Genomic DNA, 24,241 nt, shown 5'->3' with positions numbered 1-24,241 from the left:
AAATCATGGGTAAAACAATTGGATTAACGGGTAGTGTAGCAACAGGGAAATCAACTGTAAGTAACATGATTCAGCAAGCTGGAATTCCGTTAGTTGATGCGGATGTGGCTGCTCGGAAAGTCGTAGAACCCGGCACAGAAGGGTTAGCTGAAATTGTTGCGTACTTTGGGGAAGAAATTTTACTGGAAGACGGTACATTAAATCGAGCTAAACTAGGCGAAATTATTTTTAAAGATAAAGAAAAACGTGAAAAATTAAATGAAATAACACATCCTCGCGTGAAAGACTATATGTTGGCTGAGCGAGAACGTTATTTTGAAGCGGGCGAGGAAATTGTTTTTTTTGATATTCCGCTACTGTTTGAAAGTCATTTAGAATCTTTGGTCGATCAAATTATTGTTGTTTGGACCACGCCAGAAACAGAACTAACGCGCTTAATGGCGCGAAATAATTTAACTAAAGAAGAAGCCTTAGCAAGAATTCATAGTCAAATGGGAATCGACGAAAAGGCTAAAAAAGCTGATTTTGTGATTGATAATAATAGCTCGCTAGAAAAGACGCAAAAGCAAGTTCTTACTTTTATCGAGCGTTTTATTAAGAACAAATAGCCACCCTTAGTTTCACATGGTATAATGAGGCATACAAATAAACAGATAGAGAAATGCTAGGGATAGGAGTGATTTTTTGTGAGATGTCCTACTTGTAAATATAATGGCACGCGTGTTGTAGACTCAAGACCGGCTGACGATGGTAATTCCATCAGAAGACGACGTGAATGTGAAAAATGCGGATTTCGTTTTACCACTTTTGAAAAGGTAGAAGAGAGTCCTTTAATAGTTGTGAAAAAAGACGGAGCAAGAGAAGAATTTGCTCGTGAAAAAGTGAGACGCGGTTTAATTAGAGCTTGTGAAAAACGGCCAGTTAGTGCGGAACAAATTGAAGAAATTGTCAATGAGGTGGAGCGCGAACTAAGAAATATCGGTGACAGCGAAATTGCTTCTGATTTAATCGGCGAAAAAGTAATGAATAAATTAGCTAGTCTCGATGAAGTTGCCTACGTGCGCTTTGCATCGGTTTATCGCCAGTTTAAAGATATTAGTGTGTTTGTAGAAGAACTAAAAGATTTGATGGAAAAAAATAAAGATAGGTGAGTAAATTGACTGAATTTTGGATGGAACTTCAAGCGGTAGATAGCTATCAAGTGAAAGCAAGTGGAATCTTGACGGGCGCCGACAGAAAAATAATTACGATGTTATATCAACCGCTAATGGGGGCAGAATGTCTTGCTTTATACCAAACACTGTTTACAGAAGTCGAAGAAAACAGGCTTTGGTCAGAAGCGCATTCGCACGTCCAACTTTTAAATATGCTTGATATTAGTTTGAAAGCGTTATTCGAAGCACGACTAAAATTGGAAGGTTTAGGCCTTCTGAAAAGTTATGTAAAAACCGAAAACGACCAACGCTTTTATATTTATGAAATCTTGCCACCGTTATCACCAGAAAAGTTTTTTTCGGATGGTCTTTTGAATATTTATTTATATAGCAAAATTGGCAATGCGCAGTTTCAACGTTTGCGTCGCTTTTTTGCAGATGAAGCATTTGAAACGGATACATATAGCGAAATTACTCGTTCATTCCAAGACGTTTTTGAACCATTTAAAGGTGGGAGTAGCGCTGTTCCATCTGAATCCAACCAAGTTTTAGTAGATAAAGTTGAGGCAAAAGAAATCGAATTTGATGACGCTAGTTTTGACTTTAATTTATTTTTAAGTTTGCTTTCACCGGGTATGATTGCCCGCGAAAAAATAACAAAAGAAGTGCGCCAAACGATTTTAAAATTACACGGAATTTATCAAGTTTCCGAAAAAGATATGCCGAGTTATTTGTACCGTGCACTTGATGCGAATGGCGAGATTGACATTGTTTACTTGCGGAAAATCGTTCGCGAAGGTTACACGATAGAAAACGGCGCTCCGCCAAAACTGCAAATGAAGGAAGATACTCCCGTTAGCAAAGAACCAGAAGAAGCATTGAATGACGAAGAAGCACTGCAAGTTTATTTAGAGAGCATCACGCCATTTCAATTATTGGTCGATATTTCAGATGGTGCGGTACCAGCTGAAACGGATTTACGCGTTGTAGAAGAAGTGATGAATCAACAAAATTTACCGGTACCTGTAATGAATGTGCTGATTGAGTATGTCTTATTGCGGCTTGACCGGAAGCTTTCCAAAAATTATATGATGACCATCGCCGCTCACTGGAAACGAAAAAACGTGAAAACCGCCAAAGAAGCAATGGATTTAGCGTGGCAAGAGCACGAAAAATATAAACGCCTTCAAGAAGAACCAGCTACACCTAAAACCAATAATTACAACCGAAATTATCAAAAATCGACTCGAAAAGAAATTTTACCGGATTGGTTTGATAAAGAACAAGTTGCTCCAGCGGAAAATAAAATGACTGACAAAGAAAAACAAACACTCGAAGACCAAGTTCGTGAAATTAAAGAACGACTAAATAAAAGGTAGGTGAAGAATATGGATAACATCGAAAGAACATTAGGACAGCTTTTTGAGGGACGCGACTTTGAAAAAGAATACCAAGGATTAAAACAACAAGTTCTCCATTATCAACCAATTCAAGACTTTTTCAAGGAGCATAAAGAAGATATAACGGAGCAATTAGTAAATCAAAACCTATCTAACTTATATGAATTTATGACGCAACATAAAAAATTTACTGAACAAGAAGAAACCTTAATGCCAGGCTATGCTCCAAAACTTGTTCTTAATGGGGAATTCATCACCGTCACCTATTATCCGACGAAAGAGAAAATAGAAGAAGATAAACGCCGCGCAGTTGAGCGGAGATTTCATTCACTTTATATGCCTAAACAGGTTTTAGAAGCGAATCTTGATAATTTTTATGTTGATGAGAACTCACGTTATTTAGCAAGAGTTGAAGCATATAAATTTTTAGATGATTATATTGTTAAAAAAGGAAATTATGTCAAAGGCTTGTTTATCCATGGTAGTTTCGGAACCGGAAAATCATACTTGTTGGGCGCACTTGCGAAAGAACTTGCTTTAAAAGGTATTTCAACGACACTCGTTTATTTACCTGAGTTCATGCGTGAAGTGAAGCAATCTATTTCTGACAATACCGTTGGCGAAAAAATCCAATTTGCGAAAGAAACCGAAGTGCTAATGCTCGATGATATTGGTGCTGAATCCATGACAGCTTGGACACGTGATGAAGTGCTTGGCGCTATTTTACAATTCCGAATGCAAGAAGAATTACCAACTTTCTTCTCGTCTAATTACAACATGGATCAATTAGAAAATCATTTAATGTTTGCCCAAAACGGCATCGAAGAAAAACTAAAAGCTCGTCGAATCATGGAACGTGTGCGCTATTTATCGAAAGAGGTCAACTTAGAAGGTAAAAATCGCCGTTTCTAAAAAGTGCTTGCAAATATGTTTAATCGGGCTTATAATTTGAAGTAATATAAAACAAAGTGATGAAAAGGACAACCAATTTAACGGAAAATTTTAGAGAGGAAGGGCTAGCTGGGAACCTTCTATTGGAACTTAAATTTGGACCACCTTGGAACTTCTATTAGGAACGTTATTTAATTAGTAATAATAGACGGATCGCTCCGTTACAGGCGACAAGAGTGAAGTAGTTAAGTTTTAGCTATTTCTGAATCTTGGGTGGAACCACGAGCATAAACTCGTCCCTTGACAACAGGAGGGATGGGTTTTTTATTTTGCCCTCCTAACCACATTTCAAAAAACGAAAAGGAGAGATTAGTATGAAAATCACATTTCCAGACGGTGCTGTAAAAGAATTTGAGCCAGGCGTTTCAACAGCTGATATTGCTGCTTCAATCAGCCCAGGCCTAAAAAAGAAAGCACTAGCAGGTAAATTAAACGGGGAATTACTTGATTTAGTAACTCCCATCCACGAAGACGGGGCAATTGAAATTGTAACTCCAGACCATGAAGATGCACTTGGCATTTTGCGTCACAGTACAGCCCATTTAATGGCTCAAGCGCTAAAACGACTTTATCCAGATGTGAAATTTGGGGTTGGTCCAGCGATTGAATCTGGTTTCTACTATGATATTGATACAGAGGCAGTTATTAGTGATGAATCTCTAGTTGAAATCGAAAAAGAAATGCAAAAAATTGTTCGTGAAAACGTACCAATTGAGCGCGAAGTTGTTTCTCGCGAAGAAGCCATTAAACGTTTTAAAGCAATTGGCGACCATTATAAATTAGAGCTTATCGAAGCAATCCCAGAAGATGAAACAGTGACAATTTACACTCAAGGTGAGTTTTTCGACCTTTGCCGTGGTGTCCATGTTCCTTCCACTGGTAAAATTCAAGTGTTTAAATTATTAAGCGTGGCTGGTGCATACTGGCGCGGAGACAGTAATAACAAAATGCTTCAACGTATTTATGGTACTGCTTTCTTCGACAAAAACGGCTTAAAAGAATTTATCCAAATGCAAAAAGAAGCCAAAGAGCGTGACCATCGTAAACTAGGTAAAGAATTAGATTTATTTACAAATAGCATTGAAGTTGGCCAAGGATTACCACTTTGGTTACCAAAAGGTGCAACTATCCGCCGCGTTATCGAACGTTACATCGTGGATAAAGAGGAGCGCCTTGGTTACAATCACGTTTACACTCCAATTATGGCGAACGTGGAACTTTACAAAACAAGCGGTCACTGGGATCACTATCATGAAGACATGTTCCCAACAATGAAAATGGACAATGAAGAACTTGTTTTACGTCCAATGAACTGCCCGCATCACATGATGATTTATAAAAATGATATCCACAGTTACCGTGAATTACCAATCCGTATTGCTGAACTTGGCATGATGCACCGCTATGAAATGAGTGGCGCACTTTCTGGATTACAACGTGTTCGTGGAATGACTTTAAATGACGCGCACGTATTTGTTCGTCCAGACCAAATCAAAGACGAGTTCAAACGCGTTGTCGAGCTAATTTTAGAAGTATATAAAGACTTTGATATTAAAGATTATTCTTTCCGTTTGAGTTACCGTGATCCGAAAAATACAGAAAAATATTTTGACGATGATGCAATGTGGGAAAAAGCGCAATCAATGCTTAAATCCGCAATGGACGAAATGGGAATGGATTACTTTGAAGCAGAAGGAGAAGCTGCATTTTACGGTCCAAAATTAGACGTTCAAGTGAAAACTGCTATTGGTAAAGAAGAAACTCTTTCCACTGTACAACTGGACTTCTTACTTCCAGAACGCTTCGATTTAACTTACATCGGCGAAGATGGCGAAAAACATCGTCCAGTCGTTATTCACCGTGGCGTTGTATCTACAATGGAACGCTTCGTCGCATATCTAATTGAAGAATACAAAGGTGCTTTCCCGACTTGGTTAGCTCCAGTACAAATGGAACTTATCCCCGTTAACGCAGATGCACATTTAGATTATGCAAAAGGTGTTCAAGATAAATTACAACGCGCTGGACTTCGCTCGGAAGTAGACGACCGCAATGAAAAATTAGGTTATAAAATCCGTGAAGCGCAAACTAAGAAAATCCCTTATGCATTAGTATTGGGTGATCAAGAAGTAGAAGCTGGTTCTGTAAACGTTCGTCGCTACGGCTCTAAAGAATCCGAAACAATGGATTTAGATGCTTTTATCGCACAAGTAGTAGCAGAAGTAAGCAAATATTAATTCGAAAAATACTGTCTCGTAATGGGGCAGTATTTTTTTCATGGTGCTTTTTTCCTCTTTTTCCGTTATACTAGTAAAAGATAATGAATAGAACAGGATGGAAAATTATGGATGTAAATAATGTAGAACTAATAATAAGCGCTGTTCGACCAGAGCAATACCCTGAAACAGACCTTCCAGAATACGCACTTGCAGGCCGATCTAACGTAGGAAAATCATCTTTTATTAATACGATGATTCGCCGTAAAAGTATGGCAAGAATTTCACAAAAACCCGGAAAAACACAAACGCTAAATTTTTATAAAATTGAAGAAGCACTTTTCTTCGTCGATGTGCCTGGCTACGGTTTCGCAAAAGTGTCGAAAACCGAACGAGAAAAATGGGGCGTCATGATTGAAACGTATATCACTTCTCGTGAGCAACTTCGCGGCGTTATCCAAATTGTCGATTTGCGCCATAAGCCAACAGAAGATGACCGCATGATGTATGAGTTTCTAAAGTATTACGATATCCCAGTCATCGTTGTAGCAACAAAAGCAGATAAAATCCCACGCAGTAAATGGCAAAAAAATGCTAAAATTGTGCGTGAAACTTTGGATTTTGATCCAGATGACAAATTTGTCTTATTTTCCTCTGAAACAAAAATGGGAAAAGACGAAGCGTGGCAGTTTATCAAAGAAGGAATGGAATAAGAGAAAGAGTTGGACTGAAAATTCCAGCTCTTTTTTCCGTCTAAATACAAAAACGGACTATTTGGTGTACACATCGAAAAGTGGTAGAATGTATTAGAGTTCAATTTAATTTTAGGAGGATTATCGAATGTTTATTCTCACCATGGGGCTGAATCATCACACAGCACCAATCGACATCCGCGAAAAATTAGTTTTTAAAGAAACCGAAGAAGAAATGGCCTTAGTAACATTATTGCAGGAAAAAAGTATCCTCGAAAATGTTATTATTTCGACATGCAATCGAACAGAAATTGTGGCGGTTGTGGATCAGATACATACAGGCCGATACTATTTAAAACGCTTTATGGCTAATTGGTTTCAAATGGATATGGAAAAAATTGAGCCTTATTTGTTTTTCCATGAGGAAACAGAGGCCGTCAATCATTTATATAAAGTAACCGCGGGACTCGATTCGCTTGTACTAGGAGAAACGCAAATCCTCGGACAAGTAAAACACGCATTCGAAATCGCCAAACAAACGGATACAACAGGAACACTTTTAAATAAACTTTTCCGTGAAGTAGTTACTTTCGCTAAAAAAGTGCATCACCATACAAAAATCAACGAAAATGCCGTTTCTGTCAGTTATGCAGCTGTAGAAGTTGCTAAAAAGTTATATGGTTCCTTAGATAATAAAAAAATCGTCCTCGTTGGCGCAGGAGAAATGAGCGAACTCGCTTTGCAAAACCTCGCCGGAAGTGGCATTGCAGATATAACAATAATTAATCGCACAAAATCCAATGCAGAAATCCTAGCCAATCAATTTCAAGCAAAAGTTGGCGCATATGAAAATATGAATGACCATCTATTGTTAGCTGATATCGTTCTCGTATCCACAAGTGCTTCAGAACCAATCATCAAACAAGCCGCTATGCAAGAATTGATGGAACAAAAAGCAAGCTCCATGCTTGTGATCGACATCGGTTTACCAAGAAATGTTGAACATGATTGTTCATATATTCCCAATTTCCATTTGTATGATATTGATGATTTAGCTGGAGTGGTTAGCGCGAACTCATTAGAACGACAAAAAATTGTCCAAGAACTTGAAAATACAATTGAGACAGAAGTTCGGAGCTTTTTCGAGTGGGAAAAACAACTAGGCGTCGTCCCAGTTATTCGTGCCTTGCGTGAAAAAGCACTAGATATGCAAGAAGTCACTATGACAAGCTTAGAGAATAAACTTCCAGGCCTAACAGAACGCGAATATATCCAAATTGGAAAACATATGAAAAGCATCATTAACCAAATGCTTAAACAACCTATCTCAGAACTAAAAGAGATGTCCGTAGAAGAGGATGCAAATTCAAGCATCGACCACTTTAAGCGTATTTTTGGTTTAACCGAAACGACTATAAATGTAACAGAAAAAGAACAAGCTGAAACGAGGAGTTAACGAATGAAACGGAAAATAATTGTTGGTTCTAGACGTAGTAAATTAGCTTTAACACAGTCAAATTGGGTGATTAACAAACTTAAAGAAAATTATCCTGAGTTCGATTTCGAGATAAAAGAAATAGTCACAAAAGGTGATCGTATTTTAGACGTTACGCTTAGCAAAGTCGGCGGGAAAGGGCTATTTGTTTCCGAGGTCGAACAAGCTTTGAGCGATAATGTGATTGATTTCGCGGTACATAGTATGAAAGATGTCCCTTCTAGTTTGAAAGAAGGGCTAGTTATTGGTGCGGTTCCAAAACGTGAATCTCCGCTAGATTGTTTCGTTTTTAATGAGGTGAGTGCAATAGATGAGTTGCCTAAAGGTGCTGTTATTGGCACAAGTAGCCTTCGTCGTGCGGCGCAACTTCTAAAGCATCGTCCTGATTTTGTGATTAAACCAATTCGCGGCAACATTGATACACGCCTGCAAAAATTACACGCTGAAAACTTTGATGCGATAATTTTAGCAAAAGCTGGACTGGCTCGAATGGGCTGGCTAGAAAACACTACTTTAAAACTAGAAGATATCCCGCCAGAACTATGCTTACCAGCAGTTGGTCAGGGGGCTCTTGCTATCCAGTGTCGTGAAAGTGATCAACAAATTCGCGAAATGCTTGCGTCTATTCATCACGAAGAAACAGGCGTTTGTGTAGAAGCAGAGCGCGTTTTCTTAAAAAAATTAAATGGTGGTTGCGAAATTCCAATTGCTGGATTTGCTACGAAAACTAGCGATAGTATCCATTTTAAAGGTTTAGTTGGTAATGCAGACGGTTCAATTATTCTTGAATCTGAACAAACAGGTGCCAATCCAAGTGAAATTGGAAATCAAGTAGCAGAAGTCTTGCTGAGCGAAGGTGCAGATACAATTATCAAAGAACTGAGAAACGCATGATTAAAAAAATTGTTTTAACAAGAGAAGCGAGCAAAAATAAACCATGGCAAGCCTATTTTTCACAAAATGGTTTTGAAGTTGAATCGATTCCGTTGATTGAAACACAGCCAAAAAAATTCAGTTTAAACCGAGAGCAACAAGCGGCAGAATGGCTTTTTCTAACGAGCGTCAACGCGGTGGAGTATTTCTTCGCCAATCAGAAAAGTAAAACGAATTATAACATTGCCGTAATTGGAGAGAAAACTAAAGAAAAGCTCGCAGAATATGGTTATAATCCTAGTTTTGTTCCGTCTGTTTATCAATCGGAAGTATTTTTAGCTGAATGGTTAAGTCAAAATGAGAGCCAAACAAGTATCTTACTCCCGCAAAGCAATTTAAGCAGATCCATAATAGAAGACACACTGATAAAAAAAGGACACCAAGTTCTACCAATTGAACTATATGAAACTAGCTTTCCAGAAAATTCTAAAGTAATGTTAATCAACTGGTTAAAACAAAATGAAACACAAATATTTATCTTTGCCAGCCCATCTGCTTGGAAAAATTTTTATTCGATTGCGAAATCATTTCCTAATCAAAAAGAAAATTGGCGCATTGCATCCATTGGAAGCGTAACAACGAAAGCCATTTTAGCAGATAGATGGGCAGTGACATATCAACCCAAAACCTTCACCATGAAGCACTTAGCTGATTTGATAATACAGGAGGAATTAAAATGAAAAATCAATTTGATAGACATCGTCGTCTAAGAAAAACCAAAACAATGCGTGATTTAGTGAGAGAAACAGTCTTACATACAGATGATTTAATCTATCCAATTTTTGTCAAAGATGGTACAGAGCCCAAAACAGAAGTAATCTCCATGCCAGGTGTTTTCCAATTTCCTTTGCATGAATTAGAAGAAGAAATGCGCACGGTGCAAAGCCTTGGCATTAAAGCAGTTATTTTATTTGGAATACCTGCAGAAAAAGATGCTGTTGGAACACAGGCTTATCATGATCATGGGATTATCCAAGAAGCAACAAGACTGATAAAAAATAATTTTCCTGAAATAATTGTTGTAGCAGACACTTGCCTATGTGAATTTACAGACCATGGTCACTGTGGTGTAATTGAAAACGGCGAAATTCTAAATGATGAATCACTTGAATTATTGAAACAAACAGCTGTCAGCCAAGCTACTGCAGGGGCAGATATCATTGCTCCTTCCAATATGATGGATGGTTTTGTTCAAGTAATTCGCGAAGGGCTAGATGAAGCTGGCTTTTACGATATTCCGATTATGTCATACGCAGTTAAATATGCATCAGCTTTTTACGGACCTTTCCGCGATGCTGCCGGAAGCGCACCGCAATTTGGTGATAGAAAATCTTATCAAATGGATCCAGCTAACCGAGAAGAAGCACTGCGGGAAGCATTGTCTGATGAACAAGAGGGCGCAGACTTTCTCATTGTGAAACCATCTTTATCTTATTTAGATATTATGCGAGACGTTAAAAATAATACGAATTTGCCAGTAGTTGCTTACAATGTCAGCGGCGAATATGCAATGGTAAAAGCAGCAGCGCAAAATGGTTGGATTGATGAAGAAAAAATTGTTTTAGAAATGCTAACAAGTATGAAACGAGCAGGGGCAACACTTATCATTACTTATTTTGCAAAAGATGTATCTAAATACTTAAATAAATAGGAGGTAGGAGATTTGCGAAACTATTCAAATTCTGAAAAAGCTTTTAAAGAAGCAAAGAAAGTCTTGCCTGGCGGTGTAAATAGTCCCGTTCGAGCATTCAATTCTGTAGATGCCTCACCGGTTTTTATGGACCACGGGAAAGGCGCATACATTACTGATGTTGATGGAAATGAATATATTGATTACGTACTATCTTGGGGGCCACTAATTTTGGGCCATTGTAACCCTTCTGTTGTAAGTGCAATTACAAATGCTGCAATGAAAGGAACAAGCTTTGGAACACCTACAGAAATTGAAACAGAATTAGCCAAATTAGTAATCGAACGCGTGCCATCCATTGAGATTGTCCGTATGGTTTCTTCAGGAACAGAAGCGACAATGAGCGCAATACGTTTAGCTCGCGGCTATACTAAGAGAGAGAAAATCTTGAAATTTGAAGGAAGTTACCATGGTCACGGAGACTCCTTATTAATTAAAGCTGGTTCAGGTGTCGCGACTTTAGGCTTACCTGATTCTCCAGGAGTTACAAAAGGACTTGCTGCCGATACAATCACAGTGCCATATAACGATATTGAAGGTGCAAAACTAGCTTTTGAAAAATATGGGGAAGAAATAGCTGCCGTAATTGTTGAGCCTGTTGCTGGTAACATGGGCGTCGTTCCTCCGATTGAAGGATTTTTAGAAGGCCTTAGAGAACTAACAACTAAATATGATTCTTTACTTATCTTTGACGAAGTGATGACCGGTTTCCGGGTAGATTATTATTCAGCACAAGGTTATTATGTGGTTACACCTGATATTACTTGTCTAGGTAAAGTAATTGGCGGAGGCTTGCCAGTTGGTGCCTACGGTGGTAAAAAAGAGATTATGGAACAAATTGCTCCGGCGGGTTCCATTTATCAAGCGGGAACTTTATCAGGCAATCCATTAGCGATGAATGCTGGTTTTGAAACGGTTCGCCAATTGACACCGCAACACTATGACATTTTCCGTTCTTTAATTAAACGAATGGAAGAAGGCTTAACTGAAATTTCTACTAGACGTGAAGTGCCGCTTTCTATTAATAAAGCTGGTTCGATGTTTGGATTCTTTTTCACCGACCAAAAAGTTATTAATTTTGATACTGCGAAAACAAGTAATTTAGAATTTTTCCGAAACTATTATCGCGAAATGCTTGCTCAAGGTATTTTCTTGCCACCGTCTCAGTTTGAGGGTGTATTCATTTCTACCATGCACACCGAGCAGGATATTGATAAAACGTTAGAAGCGTTTGATACTACTTGTAAAATACTTCGCGGCTAATTGACGAATCTAGAAAGTTTTGTTAAAATTATTTCTAGTATATAGAATCAAATGTGATGAAGAGGAAGAGTAAGACACTTATTTTTCAAAAGAGAGAAAGCGGTTGGTGTAAGCTTTCAAAAATAATGTCTGAAGGTAGCCTTGGAGCAGTATTCCTGAACTCATAGTAGGGAATAACCGGTAGATTTTCTCTATCGTTAACCTAACGAAGTGCCTACACTTTTTTTGTAGGTAAAAAGGTGGTACCGCGAATAATACTCTTTTCGTCCTTTTATTAGGATGAGAAGAGTTTTTTATTTTGCTTAAAAAAGGAGGAAGCGTTATGACAAAAGAACAAAATGAAATAAATATGCCTACAAAATATGAGCCAAGTAACGTAGAAGCTGGCAAATATAAATGGTGGCTAGAAAAAGAATTCTTCAAAGCAGAAGGAAATACTGATAAAGAACCGTATAGCATCGTTATCCCACCACCAAACGTAACAGGAAAGTTACATTTAGGGCATGCATGGGATACTACATTACAAGATATCATTACTCGGATGAAAAGAATGCAAGGTTTTGACACATTATACTTACCGGGTATGGACCATGCAGGTATTGCGACTCAAGCGAAAGTAGAAGCGAAACTAAAAGAAGCTAATATTTCTCGCTATGACCTAGGCCGTGAAAACTTTGTTGACAAAACATGGGAATGGAAAGAAGAATACGCTGATTTTATTCGTGAACAATGGGAAAAATTAGGTCTTGGTTTAGATTATTCAAGAGAACGTTTCACCCTTGATGATGGCTTATCCGACGCAGTTAAAAAAGTATTTGTTACACTATATAACAAAGGACTTATTTATCGTGGCCAATATATAATAAACTGGGATCCAGAAGCGAAAACGGCATTATCCGATATTGAAGTTATTCATAAAGATATTGAGGGAAGTTTCTATCATTTGAAATATCCTCTTACTGATGGTTCTGGCTATTTAGAAGTAGCGACAACTCGTCCAGAAACTATTCCTGGTGATACAGCTGTTGCAGTTCATCCTAAAGATGAAAGATATCAACACTTAATTGGTAAAACAATTATGCTGCCGATTTTAAATAGAGAAATCCCAATCGTAGCTGATGAATACGTTGAAAGAGAGTTCGGTTCTGGCGCAGTAAAAATCACACCTGCACATGATCCGAATGACTTTGAAGTAGGTAATCGTCATGATTTACCAAGAATTATAGTTATGCATGAAAATGGAACGATGAATGAAAATGCTGGGAAATATGATGGGTTAGATCGCTTTGTAGCTAGAAAAGAAATTATTCAAGACTTCAAAGATTTAGGTCTATTTATCAAACAAGAACCGCATCTGCATTCAGTAGGTCACTCAGAAAGAACTGGAGCTGTAGTAGAACCATATCTTTCTCTACAATGGTTTGTAAAAATGGAGCCTCTTGCAGCAGAAGCATTAGCTCTCCAAAAAACGGAAGACAAAGTTAATTTTGTACCAGCTAGATTTGAAAAAACATATGAAACATGGATGGACAATATTCATGATTGGTGTATTTCTCGCCAACTGTGGTGGGGACATAGAATCCCAGCTTGGTACCATAAAGAAACTGGTGAAATTTATGTTGGAGAAAAAGAACCTGAAAATCTAACTGAATGGGAGCAAGATGAAGATGTGCTTGATACATGGTTTAGTTCAGCATTATGGCCATTTTCAACAATGGGTTGGCCGGATACTGAGAATCCAGATTTCAAACATTTCTTCCCGACAAATACTTTAGTAACTGGCTATGATATTATCTTTTTCTGGGTATCAAGAATGATTTTCCAATCTGTAGAATTTACTGGTGAAAGACCATTCAAAGATACACTGATACATGGTTTAGTGCGTGATTCTGAAGGACGTAAAATGTCTAAATCACTTGGTAATGGTGTGGATCCTATTGAAGTTATTGACAAATATGGCGCGGATTCGCTTCGTTATACACTTGCAACTGGTTCATCACCTGGTCAAGATTTAAAATTCAGCTATGAAAAAGTAGAGTCCACATGGAACTTTATTAATAAAATTTGGAATGCATCTCGTTTTGTATTAATGAACTTAGATGGGATGAAATATGATGAAATTGATTTGTCTAATGTGACGGAAGTTAGTGATAAATGGATTTTGACTAGACTTAACGAAACAATTCAAGCTGTTACCTCCTTAGGTGAGAAATATGAATTTGGTGAAGTTGGAAGAACGTTATATAACTTTATTTGGGATGATTTCTGTGATTGGTATATCGAAATTGCTAAAATTCCTCTTTACGGTGAGGATGAGGTTGCTAAACAAACAACAAGATCCGTACTTGCATATACTTTGAATGCGACTATGCGTTTACTTCACCCATTTATGCCATTTGTAACAGAAGAAATTTGGCAAAACTTACCTCACGAAGGGGAATCTATTACGATTGCGGAATGGCCAAAAGTGAATGAGGAACAAATGGATACTAAATCTTCTATGGCTATGGGCACGCTAGTTGAGGTGATTCGCGCTGTTCGAAACATCCGAGCAGAAGTAAATACACCTCTTAGCAAGCAAATCGTTCTTGAGATTAAACCGAAAGATGATACCTACAGAGAAATTTTAGAACAAAATATTTCATATATTGATCGTTTCTGTAATCCAGAAAAAGTTACTATTTCATTTGATGTTGAACCATCTAAGACTGCCATGACTGCTGTTGTTTCTGGAGCGGAAATTTTCATTCCTTTAGAAGCATTAATTGATTTAAAAGTAGAAATTGCTCGTCTTGAAAAAGAACTAGAAAAATGGAATAAAGAAGTAGCGAGAGTACAAGGGAAATTAAATAATGAGCGATTCATTAGCAAAGCGCCTGAAAATGTAGTAGCCGAAGAACGCTTGAAAGAAAAAGATTATCTAGAGAAAAAAGCCTCTGTTCTAGAAAGAATTGAAACATTAAAAGAAGTATAATAAATGAACTGACCTTATCATCCAACCGAGTGGTAAGGTCAGTTTTAAGGTGGTTTAAATAATGACATTAAATTCATATGAAGAAGCACTAGATTGGATTCATGGAACACTTCGTTTAGGAATAAAACCTGGGTTAGCGCGGATGGAGTATATGATGGACAAATTAAATCATCCAGAAAAAGCGAATAAATGGGTACATATTGCTGGAACAAATGGCAAAGGATCAACGCTCACCTTTACTAGAAATGTTTTAGAAGAAGCAGGGTATAAAACAGGAACCTTCACTTCACCTTATATTGAGATTTTTAATGAACGAATTAGTATTAATGGTGAACCAATTAGTAATGACATGATTGTTGCTTTAGCTAACCGGATTAAACCTATTGCAGAAGAACTTGAAGCAACTGTTTATGGACCACCATCAGAATTTGAAATTATTACAGCTATGATGTTTTTATGTTTCGCTGAATACGAATCCATTGATATTGGTATTATTGAAGTCGGGCTTGGAGGAAGACTAGATTCCACGAATATTCTAATACCGTTAGTTTCTGTAATTACAACAATTGGCATGGACCATATGGAATTCCTTGGAGATACAATCGAGCAAATTGCGAGTGAAAAAGCTGGAATAATCAAACCAGGAATACCTGTTGTTTCTGGAGTTATTCAAAAAGAAGCCCAAGAAGTAATAGAAAAGATTGCAACGAATAACGATTCCAGTATCGCTCAATTAAATAACTCGTTTTCTATACATGATGACAATGGAGACATTATCTACAAAACCATTTATGGAGAAGAAATAAGAAACCTTTTCCTTGGCTTACAAGGTCTTCATCAATTAAACAATGCTGCCGTGGCAATAAAAGTGTTACAGTACTTAAATACCTTTTCTTCTTTTGAAATTGAAGTGCCGGCAATTAGAAAAGGTTTGGAAAAAGCGTTTTGGCCAGGAAGAATGGAAAAGATTACATCAGATCCATTTATCATGCTAGATGGGGCGCATAATCCAGAAGGCGTTCAAACGTTCGCTCAATCAATCGAAATGTATCCGGGGCCTAAAAAAATAATTGTTAGTATTTTAGCAGATAAAAATTATCAAGAAATGCTAATGACATTAAAAGCAATTCCAAATTCGGAAATACTATTGACCACCTTTGATTATCCTAGAGCTATGACAGCGGAAGAAGTAATCCGAATCGGGAAAAGTGAAGGCGTTTCAATAAATTCAGATTGGCAACAAGCGTTAAATGACATTTATAAAACTAAAAATGATACTAAATACTTTATTACTGGATCCCTTTATTTTATTTCAGAAGTCCGAAAATATTTGTTATCGATCTTCCGCTAAGCTTTTGGAATAAAGCGAGTATACTGTGGAAAATAAAAAATGACAAATACCTAAAAAAGCATTTTCATAGGGTAGAAGCATGCAAAAACACCTTTTTTTCTTAGTGGAAAATAGGTGTTTTTGCTATATATTGGGGCCGGAAAAGCAATTTTACCTATGTGCAAAAATAAATTATCTTTGCTATTCTGTTTGTAACAACTAGGAGGTGGCAGATGCTTTATTTTTTATTAGCAATTTATAGCACGATTTTTATGTCTTTTGTTCAAGTGGCAGGAGAATGTTTCCCAATAAGAAAATCTTTTTTATTCCGCTTTTCGGAGTGCAATTATTGCCAAAAACCACTAGCTTTCTATCATATTATTCCAATTTGTTCATTTTTATTTTTAAAAGGGAAGTCTAAATGTTGCGGTAGACCTATTCCTTTAATTTACTTTTTGATGGAATTAATAACACCAATGTATACACTCCTTATATACATTCAATTTTCTTTTTCATATCCGTTTTTTGTATACTGCATCATTTATTATTTTTTAGCCTTTTTCTTTATTACGGATATTTTTTATTTGTACGTTCCTAATGCTGTCCTATCTTTATTTGTATGTATGCTGTTTCTTTTCTTTATTCTTTTTAATCAACCTTGGCTCGATTTAATTTATTCAGGTGTTATGAGTGGCCTTTTTTACTTGCTTTTCTTTAGTATATTTAGAAAAGGAATTGGGTTAGGGGATATTAAAATACTTATTATTTTAAGTACTTTCTTAGGTTTTAAAATGGGTTATTACATCTTTTTTCTAGCGATTATTCTAGGAACGATTATATTATTAACTGCATTACTATTTAAAAAAGTGAAGAAAAATAAGCAAGTTCCATTTGTGCCATATATTTATGCTTCCTTCCTGCTAGTTAGTATTTTGATAAAATAGGAGCTGTTTTTATGCTGATAAATGAAGTTCTAGAAAATGAAAAACCACGTGAAAAATTACAAAACTATGGGATAGAGAGTCTATCATCTTCGGAGTTAGTAGCTTTGATCATTGAAACTGGAACAAAGAATGAGTCTGTTTTAACAATAGCAAATCGAATTATTATGAAATTCAAAAATGTGGCAGAGATGCAATATGCTTCCATTGAAGAATTTCAATTAGTTAATGGTATCGGAATAGCTAAAGCTTCTAAAATTATGGCAGCAGTTGAACTTGGCAGGCGTATAAGCTTAGTAACAGAGCAAGAGGAGATTGTCGTCAGATGCCCAGAAGATGCTGTTAAATTGGTAATGCCTGAGTTAGCGTTTCTCTTTCAAGAACATTTCCACTGCCTCTTTTTAAACACAAAAAATCAAGTGATTTATCGCCAAACAATCTTTGTTGGCGGACTGAATGCGTCTATCGTTCATCCAAGAGAAGTTTTTAGATTAGCACTAAGAAAATCGTCTGCATCTATTATGTGTTTTCACAACCATCCATCTGGTGATCCAGCGCCTTCAAGCGAAGACTTACTAGTAACCAAAAGATTAGCTGAAGCAGGAAATATTGTTGGAATCACGCTGTTAGACCATATTATCATTGGTAAGAATAAGTACATTAGTTTAAAAGAAAAAGGTTATTTTTAAAATTGAGCCACTGTTCACAAAATATCTACAGACATCATTTGATTCCGTATGCTAAAGTGAGTATCAACAAAATGCAAAAGGTGGCTTGTAATGTTAAATAGATGGAGAGTATATAAAGATAATATTATGGTCTTTTCAATAATAATCGGTATGTTTACTATTCCAGTTTTTCTTTGTTTAATAGAATTTTTTAAGTGAGAATTTATCCTTTCAAAAGTATATTTTTAATAATTTTAACAACTCCCAAACATAGTTTTTAAAGAAAAGTTAAAATTTTTTCCTTCTCATGAAAAATTAATGTCTGATAGCTGTACTTATGTTATAATAAGATGGTTGTTTATGTGTCTAAACAGAAACATTGACACAAAGGGATAAGGTAACATTAATTTAATGGACGAATAAGGAAACTTAATGTATCCTGTAGAATATTACGAAGGAAAAGGAGAATACAGATGTTTGGATTTGGTAATAAAGATATTGGAATTGATTTAGGGACTGCGAATACGCTTGTCTATATGAAGGGAAAAGGTATTGTCCTTCGTGAACCTTCCGTTGTAGCAATGAAAAAAGACACACAAGAAATAGTTGCAGTTGGTAGCGACGCAAAAAATATGATTGGTAGAACACCAGGAAATATTGTTGCAATTCGTCCAATGAAAGATGGAGTTATTGCTGATTATGATACAACTGCAGCGATGATGAAGTATTACATACAAAAAGCTGGTAAGAGCGTTAATGCGAGCAAACCACGCGTAATGATATGTGTACCTTCTGGAATTACAGGCGTAGAAAAACGCGCTGTAATCGATGCAACTCGTCAAGCGGGGGCTAAAGATGCATTCACAATTGAAGAACCTTTTGCTGCAGCTATTGGCGCTGGACTTCCAGTTGGCGAACCAACAGGTAGCATGGTTGTAGATATTGGTGGGGGAACTACAGAAGTTGCTGTAATTTCACTTGGAGGTATCGTGACTAGCCGCTCTGTTAGAACTGCTGGTGATGATTTAGATGAAGTTATTATTAATTATATTCGCAAAAAATACAATCTATTAATTGGTGATCGTACTGCCGAATCAATCAAAATGGAAATCGGCTCCGCTAGTCCAAAAGGATTGGACCTTTCTCCGTTTAGTATTCGTGGACGTGATTTAGTAACGGGTCTTCCGAAAACAATTGAAATTACGCCAGAAGAAATTAGTGAAGCTCTTGCAGATACAGTTGCAGCAATTATTGATGCTGTAAAAGGAACACTTGAAAATACACCGCCAGAACTATCAGCTGATATTATGGATAAAGGGATTGTACTTACAGGTGGGGGAGCTCTTTTACGTAATTTAGATGCCGTTATTTCTGAAGAAACAAAAATGCCAGTTATTATTGCAGATGAACCACTTGATTGTGTTGCAATTGGAACAGGAAAAGCTTTAGAAAACATGGATATGTATAAAAATAAAAAAATGAACTAAATGGACACACTCATTTATGTCATATAACAAGATGAATTAGCTTCAAAAAATGGAAAAAGAGTACTAACGAGATGAGGTGTCGTTATGCCACAATTTTTTCTCAATAAACGTTTGATTATCTTGTTAATATCTATTATTGTTCTCGTCGCGTTAGTTGGTTTTTCTTTGCGTGATCGCGAGAATGCTTCGTGGCCGGAACAATTTGTGAAAGATGTTGTTGGATTTGGCGAAAATATAGTAGCTAAGCCTACTTCATTTATTTCGGGTGTAGTTGGTGGAGTGGTTGATTTGAAAAACACCTACACTGAAAACCAACATCTGAAAGAACGTTTAGAAGAATTGGCACAACTTGAAAGTGAAGTTGCAGACTTAAAAAAAGAAAATAAAGATTTAAAAGAAAGTCTTGATATTACTGACAGTATTCGTGATTATGATCCACTAAATGCTTCTGTTATTTCTAGAAATCCTACAAATTGGAATGACCAAATAGAAATTGACAAAGGTTCTAGTGATGGAGTGAAACCTGATATGGCAGTTACTACACCAAGTGGTCTTATTGGTAAAGTAACGACCACAGGAGCTAAATCAGCTACCGTTGAATTACTAACTTCATCCGATGTGAAAAACCGTGTTTCTGCTAAAGTGCAGGGCGAGGAAAACGCATTCGGGATTATCAATGGATATGACAGTGATACTAAGTTGCTTGAATTAAAACAATTACCGTATGACATGAAATTTAAAAAAGGACAGAAAGTTGTTACTTCTGGACTCGGCGGGAAATTCCCAGCAGGTATCTTTATCGGTACGATTGAAAAAGTAGAAACTGATAAAATGGGATTATCTCAAACCGCGTTTATTAAGCCAGGTGCTGACATGTATGATTTAAACCATGTAACTGTTTTGAAGCGTTCAGCTGAAGCAGGGACAAAGGCGGATGATACAACTAGTTCAGATGCGACTGGAGGACAATAATCATGAATGTAAAGAAAAACATTGCGCTTCCTGCAATCATGGTTGGAACCTTTATTTTAGAGGGTGTTTTTAGTCTTCAGTTTGCGAATGGTCTTTTCAATGATAAACATCTTTTCATTCCACATTTTTTACTTATCATGTTGACGATTATGACTTGTTTTTATAAACGGAATACGACTTTAGTATATGCGTTTATTCTAGGCTTATTGTTTGATATTTATTATACGGGCGTGATGGGCATTTATTTTGCAATCTTCCCATTTACTGTGTATATCACAGATAAATTCATGAAAGTGTTGCAAAATAATGTGCTTCTCGTTGGTTTGATTGCTGTATTTAATATTATTCTTACGGAAAGCTTGGTTTATGCATTTTATTATTTGATTGGTTCGACGACGATGAGCATTCCAGTTTTCATTGATCAACGTTTATGGACAACGATTTTGTTTAATTTGGCGTTCTTTTTAGTTGTTTTTTTCCCATTCCGATTGTTTCTTGATCGCTTGGTTAAATCAGAATAACTATCGTAATTTTATCAGTTTGAATTCGCTATTACTTGAAAAAGTATGACTGTGGAGAGTATCCGCAGTTTGCGATTTCAAGCTGTTTTTTTCAAAAAAAGTATTTTTTTATTATCATTTAATTTGAGTTAGTGTATACTAAGGACTAGAGTATAAATGTTGCGGGGTGAAATGGTATATGAAGAAGAATGTTCAAATTAAAGGCACAAAAGACGGCATTAGTATTTTTCTTAGTGACAAAGCGAGTATATCCGAGTTGCAACAAGAACTAACTCAATTGCTGGCGGATCAAAAACAAAACCCATACTCTGGTGAAAAATTAGAGGTGCAAGTTCAAATTGGTAACCGTCTGTTTTCAGAGGAAGAAGAGCTTGAAATATCAACTATTATTCATAAAAATAGTCAAATGAAAATTGGCGCGTTTTATAGTAATGTTATGTCTAAAGATGAAGCCAAAAAGTGGAAAGAAAATGATCAAATATTTTCCATGGCAACGATTATTCGCTCTGGACAAGTTGTTCAAGTTCCTGGAGATTTCCTGCTTATTGGCGATGTGAATCCGGGTGGACAAATCCGTTCAAAGGGCAATGTGTTTGTTCTAGGTAATATTAAAGGAATTATTCATGCTGGTTTTGAAGGTGACGAAAATGCAATTGTTGCAGGGAAATTTCTTTATCCATCACAAGTCAGAATAGCTGGAAAAGTATATGGCTTTGATAGTGAAGATTATAAAGAAGTGACAGAAACAGATTTGTTTTCTGCATTTGTAGATGATGCAGGAGAGATAATAATAGATGGAATACATAAGATAAGAAAAATTAGACCTGAAATTTCTAATTTTCAAGGAGGGCGTTAAACATGGGAGAAGCTATAGTCATTACTTCTGGGAAAGGCGGAGTAGGAAAAACTACTTCAACTGCTAACTTAGGGACGGCACTTGCTCTTCAGGGTAAAAAAGTGTGCTTGATTGATATGGATATCGGCCTTCGCAATTTAGATGTTGTTTTAGGTTTGGAAAATCGAATTATTTATGATTTGGTGGATGTAGTGGAAGGTCGCTGTAAAATTCATCAAGCCATGATTAAAGATAAACGTTTTGATGATTTACTTTTCTTGCTTCCGGCTGCACAAACGACGGATAAAAATGCTGTTTCGGGCGAGCAAATGGTGGAATTGATTAATCAACTGCGTCCGGATTATGATTTTATTTTAATTGATTGTCCTGCAGGGATTGAAACAGGGTATAAAAATGCAGTTGCTGGGGCAGACAAAGCTATTGTTGTTACTACTCCAGAAATTTCAGCCGTGCGCGATGCAGATAGAATTATCGGTTTGCTTGAGAAAGAAGATATTGAGCCTCCGAAATTAATTATTAATCGTATTCGTACGCAAATGATGGTGAATGGTGATGTAATGGATATTGACGAAATTACAACACATTTATCGATTGAATTACTTGGTATTATTATTGATGACGATGAAGTTATTCGTTCGTCTAACAGCGGGGATCCGGTTGCTATGTTGCCGAATAATCGTGCGTCACAAGGTTACCGTAATATTGCTCGACGCATTCTTGGAGAGTCTATTCCATTAATGTCAATCGAGTCCAAAAAAGCAGGATTTCTTTCTCGCTTAAAAGTACTTTTTAGTGGAAAATAAAAAATTAGGCCCTTTATCTTTTAGATGAAGGGTCTTTATAAAAGGTGATTGGATGAAAAAGCTAATAATAAGTGCGGCTCCTATAGAAAAGCGAGCAGCAGTGCTTAATGATGATGTGTTAATAGATATCGAAATTGTACGGCCTTCTGAAAAAGTTCAAGTTGGCGATATTTTTTATGGTTTTATTCAAAAAATTGACCGTAAAATGGAAGCTGCATTTGTTGATTTAGGTAATAATAGCAAGGGCTTCATTCATTTAAAAGATATTCCGGAAAGTTATGACAAGACGCAAGGCGCCAAAATCCCAGTTCAAATCGTTCGAGAAGGTAGCGCGACAAAACTGCCATTATTAACGGGTGTACTGGAGTTTTCTGGGGATTTACTCATTTATTTGTATGGTAAAGAATATATTTCTGTTTCCAAACGAATAGTTGATAAAAATACCTTGAAACAAAAAGTGGAGACGTTGTTAGTAGAAAATGAAGCGTTGATTATTCGCTCGAATGCTGAAAATGCAACGAAAGAGCAGATGCAAGAAGCTTTAACTCAAGCGCGTGAGAAACATCAAGCGTTATTAAAAGAAGCAGCTAAACGAAAGAAACCAGGCTTATTATTATCTGCCGCGTCAGGTATCTTTACTAGCGCGAAACAATTCATTCAACGCTACACGCCGACAGAAATCATTACCGACGATTTTGAATTTGCGAAGATACTAGAAAATACATATCCAGATAAGCTAGTCACTTTAAAGAAAAGTGCGGATTTATTTGCGGATATGGGCATTAAAGCGCAAATGGATAGGTTAGCGCGCCCAGTTGTCCATTTAGCGAATGGTTCTTCGTTATTTATTGAAAAAACTGAGGCGATGTGGGTAGTCGATGTCAACTCGGGTAGATTTAAGGGTACTACAGCAAAGGAAAAAACAGTCGAGTCGGTCAATCTTAAAGCTGTCCCGGAAATTTTGCGTCAAATTAGATTGCGTAATATGAGTGGGATGATTTTAGTAGACTTTATCGGTGGGATGTCAGAAGCAGGGCATAGAGAGCTATACGAAGCGTTAGAGGCCGAAACACGCGAAGAATACATTACAACTCAAGTCGCAGCACTTTCGCAGTCAGGGCTGTTACAATTAACGAGACGCAAGAAGCAGCAATCATTTTTAGAAGTGACGACTATGCCTTGTCCGGTTTGTTATGCGACAGGTCATGTGGCTTCCAAAGAAACACTTGCTTTTGAGTTAGAGCGGGAACTGGCAGGGATTATGCAAAGTGAGCCGAATAGCATTCAAATTATTACAACAGAAGACGTTTTGGATACGTTTTTAGATTTGAATATATTTAATAATGCACCAATTGATTGGGAAGTGGCGGATGAAAGAGTGCCATTTTATCAAATTGCGCGGGTGGAAAACTAAAATTAACAATTGGTTGACATAGGCAGCTAGCTTATGCTATCATTTTACTGTTATGTTTGTAGCGCACCAAGCTACAACCGCACAGAGCTGGGTCAAGTGTTTACCTTGTGTAAATCCCCTGTGATGGCGAGTCTTAGTATATGAGGAGGTGCAAGTATGTACGCAATTATTGAAACAGGTGGGAAACAAATCAAAGTAGAAGCAGGCCAAGAGATCTATGTTGAGAAATTAGCAGGTGAAGTTGGTGATGTTGTTACTTTTGACAAAGTTCTATTCGTAGGTGGAGATTCCGCTAAAGTTGGCGTTCCATTCGTGGAAGGTGCAACTGTAACAGCTAAAGTTGAAAAACAAGGCCGTGCGAAGAAATTGACAGTTTATAAATATAAACCGAAAAAGAACTACCACAAAAAACAAGGTCATCGTCAACCTTACACAAAATTAACTATTGATGCAATCAATGCTTAATTTGAAAGGACGAAAA

At 36.9% G+C, this 24,241-nt stretch carries 22 protein-coding genes and 3 other annotated features; all 22 genes read left to right on the top strand.

Annotated features, from left to right (window positions below):
- Nucleotides 1–5 precede the first annotated feature (5 nt).
- The 22 genes from coaE to rplU all read left to right on the top strand — a co-directional run bounded on the left by coaE (nt 6) and on the right by rplU (nt 24,225).
- Nucleotides 6–608 (top strand): dephospho-CoA kinase, encoded by a 603-nt coding sequence (gene coaE, locus HCX62_RS06430; RefSeq protein ID WP_185637790.1) that lies wholly within the window; start codon nt 6–8, stop codon nt 606–608.
- Between the two features lie 78 nt (nt 609–686).
- Nucleotides 687–1,151 carry a transcriptional regulator NrdR gene (gene nrdR / locus HCX62_RS06425; protein WP_003762439.1) on the top strand — a complete coding sequence of 155 codons (465 nt, stop codon included), beginning with the start codon at nt 687–689 and terminating at the stop codon, nt 1,149–1,151.
- A 5-nt stretch (nt 1,152–1,156) separates the two neighbouring features.
- A complete protein-coding gene (locus HCX62_RS06420) occupies nt 1,157–2,533 on the top strand; it encodes a replication initiation and membrane attachment family protein (protein ID WP_185637789.1) in 1,377 nt (458 codons plus the stop codon).
- A gap of 9 nt (nt 2,534–2,542) precedes the next feature.
- Nucleotides 2,543–3,466: a primosomal protein DnaI gene (gene dnaI, locus HCX62_RS06415; RefSeq protein ID WP_185637787.1), complete on the top strand. Its 924-nt coding sequence runs from the start codon at nt 2,543–2,545 to the stop codon at nt 3,464–3,466.
- A gap of 50 nt (nt 3,467–3,516) precedes the next feature.
- Nucleotides 3,517–3,749 (top strand) — a binding site (T-box leader).
- 70 nt (nt 3,750–3,819) lie between these two features.
- Entirely contained in the window at nt 3,820–5,742 is a 1,923-nt protein-coding gene (gene thrS, locus HCX62_RS06410; protein WP_185637785.1) for a threonine--tRNA ligase, read from the top strand.
- A 107-nt stretch (nt 5,743–5,849) separates the two neighbouring features.
- A complete protein-coding gene (gene yihA, locus HCX62_RS06405) occupies nt 5,850–6,434 on the top strand; it encodes a ribosome biogenesis GTP-binding protein YihA/YsxC (RefSeq protein ID WP_003723242.1) in 585 nt (194 codons plus the stop codon).
- A 127-nt stretch (nt 6,435–6,561) separates the two neighbouring features.
- A complete protein-coding gene (gene hemA / locus HCX62_RS06400; protein ID WP_185637783.1) occupies nt 6,562–7,869 on the top strand; it encodes a glutamyl-tRNA reductase in 1,308 nt (435 codons plus the stop codon).
- 3 nt (nt 7,870–7,872) lie between these two features.
- Entirely contained in the window at nt 7,873–8,802 is a 930-nt protein-coding gene (hemC, locus tag HCX62_RS06395; protein ID WP_185637781.1) for a hydroxymethylbilane synthase, read from the top strand.
- Complete coding sequence (locus HCX62_RS06390) at nt 8,799–9,521, top strand: uroporphyrinogen-III synthase (RefSeq protein WP_185637779.1); 723 nt, start codon at nt 8,799–8,801, stop codon at nt 9,519–9,521. Before hemC ends, HCX62_RS06390 begins: the two co-directional genes overlap by 4 nt.
- Nucleotides 9,518–10,492: a porphobilinogen synthase gene (gene hemB, locus HCX62_RS06385; protein ID WP_185637777.1), complete on the top strand. Its 975-nt coding sequence runs from the start codon at nt 9,518–9,520 to the stop codon at nt 10,490–10,492. The genes HCX62_RS06390 and hemB overlap by 4 nt, the downstream gene beginning before the upstream one ends.
- Nucleotides 10,493–10,504: 12 nt before the next feature.
- Nucleotides 10,505–11,794, top strand: a complete 1,290-nt coding sequence (hemL, locus tag HCX62_RS06380; RefSeq protein ID WP_185637776.1) for a glutamate-1-semialdehyde 2,1-aminomutase — start codon at nt 10,505–10,507, stop codon at nt 11,792–11,794.
- Nucleotides 11,795–11,841: 47 nt separating this feature from the next.
- Nucleotides 11,842–12,068: a binding site (T-box leader), on the top strand.
- Between the two features lie 48 nt (nt 12,069–12,116).
- A complete protein-coding gene (locus HCX62_RS06375; protein ID WP_185637774.1) occupies nt 12,117–14,768 on the top strand; it encodes a valine--tRNA ligase in 2,652 nt (883 codons plus the stop codon).
- Nucleotides 14,769–14,829: 61 nt separating this feature from the next.
- A complete protein-coding gene (locus HCX62_RS06370; RefSeq protein ID WP_185637772.1) occupies nt 14,830–16,119 on the top strand; it encodes a bifunctional folylpolyglutamate synthase/dihydrofolate synthase in 1,290 nt (429 codons plus the stop codon).
- A 212-nt stretch (nt 16,120–16,331) separates the two neighbouring features.
- Nucleotides 16,332–17,042 (top strand): prepilin peptidase, encoded by a 711-nt coding sequence (locus tag HCX62_RS06365; protein ID WP_185637770.1) that lies wholly within the window; start codon nt 16,332–16,334, stop codon nt 17,040–17,042.
- Nucleotides 17,043–17,053: 11 nt separating this feature from the next.
- A complete protein-coding gene (gene radC / locus HCX62_RS06360) occupies nt 17,054–17,728 on the top strand; it encodes a RadC family protein (RefSeq protein ID WP_185637768.1) in 675 nt (224 codons plus the stop codon).
- Nucleotides 17,729–18,180: 452 nt separating this feature from the next.
- Nucleotides 18,181–19,194 carry a rod shape-determining protein gene (locus HCX62_RS06355; protein ID WP_185637767.1) on the top strand — a complete coding sequence of 338 codons (1,014 nt, stop codon included), beginning with the start codon at nt 18,181–18,183 and terminating at the stop codon, nt 19,192–19,194.
- Between the two features lie 84 nt (nt 19,195–19,278).
- On the top strand, nt 19,279–20,166 hold the full coding sequence (gene mreC / locus HCX62_RS06350; RefSeq protein WP_185637765.1) for a rod shape-determining protein MreC: 888 nt from the start codon (nt 19,279–19,281) through the stop codon (nt 20,164–20,166).
- 2 nt (nt 20,167–20,168) lie between these two features.
- Nucleotides 20,169–20,687, top strand: a complete 519-nt coding sequence (mreD, locus tag HCX62_RS06345; RefSeq protein WP_185637762.1) for a rod shape-determining protein MreD — start codon at nt 20,169–20,171, stop codon at nt 20,685–20,687.
- 178 nt (nt 20,688–20,865) lie between these two features.
- On the top strand, nt 20,866–21,543 hold the full coding sequence (gene minC, locus HCX62_RS06340) for a septum site-determining protein MinC (protein ID WP_185637761.1): 678 nt from the start codon (nt 20,866–20,868) through the stop codon (nt 21,541–21,543).
- A gap of 2 nt (nt 21,544–21,545) precedes the next feature.
- Nucleotides 21,546–22,346 carry a septum site-determining protein MinD gene (minD, locus tag HCX62_RS06335; protein WP_185391451.1) on the top strand — a complete coding sequence of 267 codons (801 nt, stop codon included), beginning with the start codon at nt 21,546–21,548 and terminating at the stop codon, nt 22,344–22,346.
- 52 nt (nt 22,347–22,398) lie between these two features.
- Nucleotides 22,399–23,760 carry a ribonuclease E/G gene (locus tag HCX62_RS06330; RefSeq protein ID WP_185637759.1) on the top strand — a complete coding sequence of 454 codons (1,362 nt, stop codon included), beginning with the start codon at nt 22,399–22,401 and terminating at the stop codon, nt 23,758–23,760.
- Between the two features lie 65 nt (nt 23,761–23,825).
- Nucleotides 23,826–23,904: a sequence feature (ribosomal protein L21 leader region), on the top strand.
- A gap of 12 nt (nt 23,905–23,916) precedes the next feature.
- The gene (rplU, locus tag HCX62_RS06325; protein WP_003726868.1) at nt 23,917–24,225 is read left to right on the top strand and encodes a 50S ribosomal protein L21; all 309 of its coding nucleotides are present in this window, start codon (nt 23,917–23,919) and stop codon (nt 24,223–24,225) included.
- Nucleotides 24,226–24,241: the final 16 nt, after the last annotated feature.

Origin of the sequence: Listeria swaminathanii (assembly GCF_014229645.1) — a bacterium.
In the GTDB taxonomy this organism is placed as follows: domain Bacteria; phylum Bacillota; class Bacilli; order Lactobacillales; family Listeriaceae; genus Listeria; species Listeria swaminathanii.
This window is presented reverse-complemented; position numbering and strand designations above follow the sequence as displayed.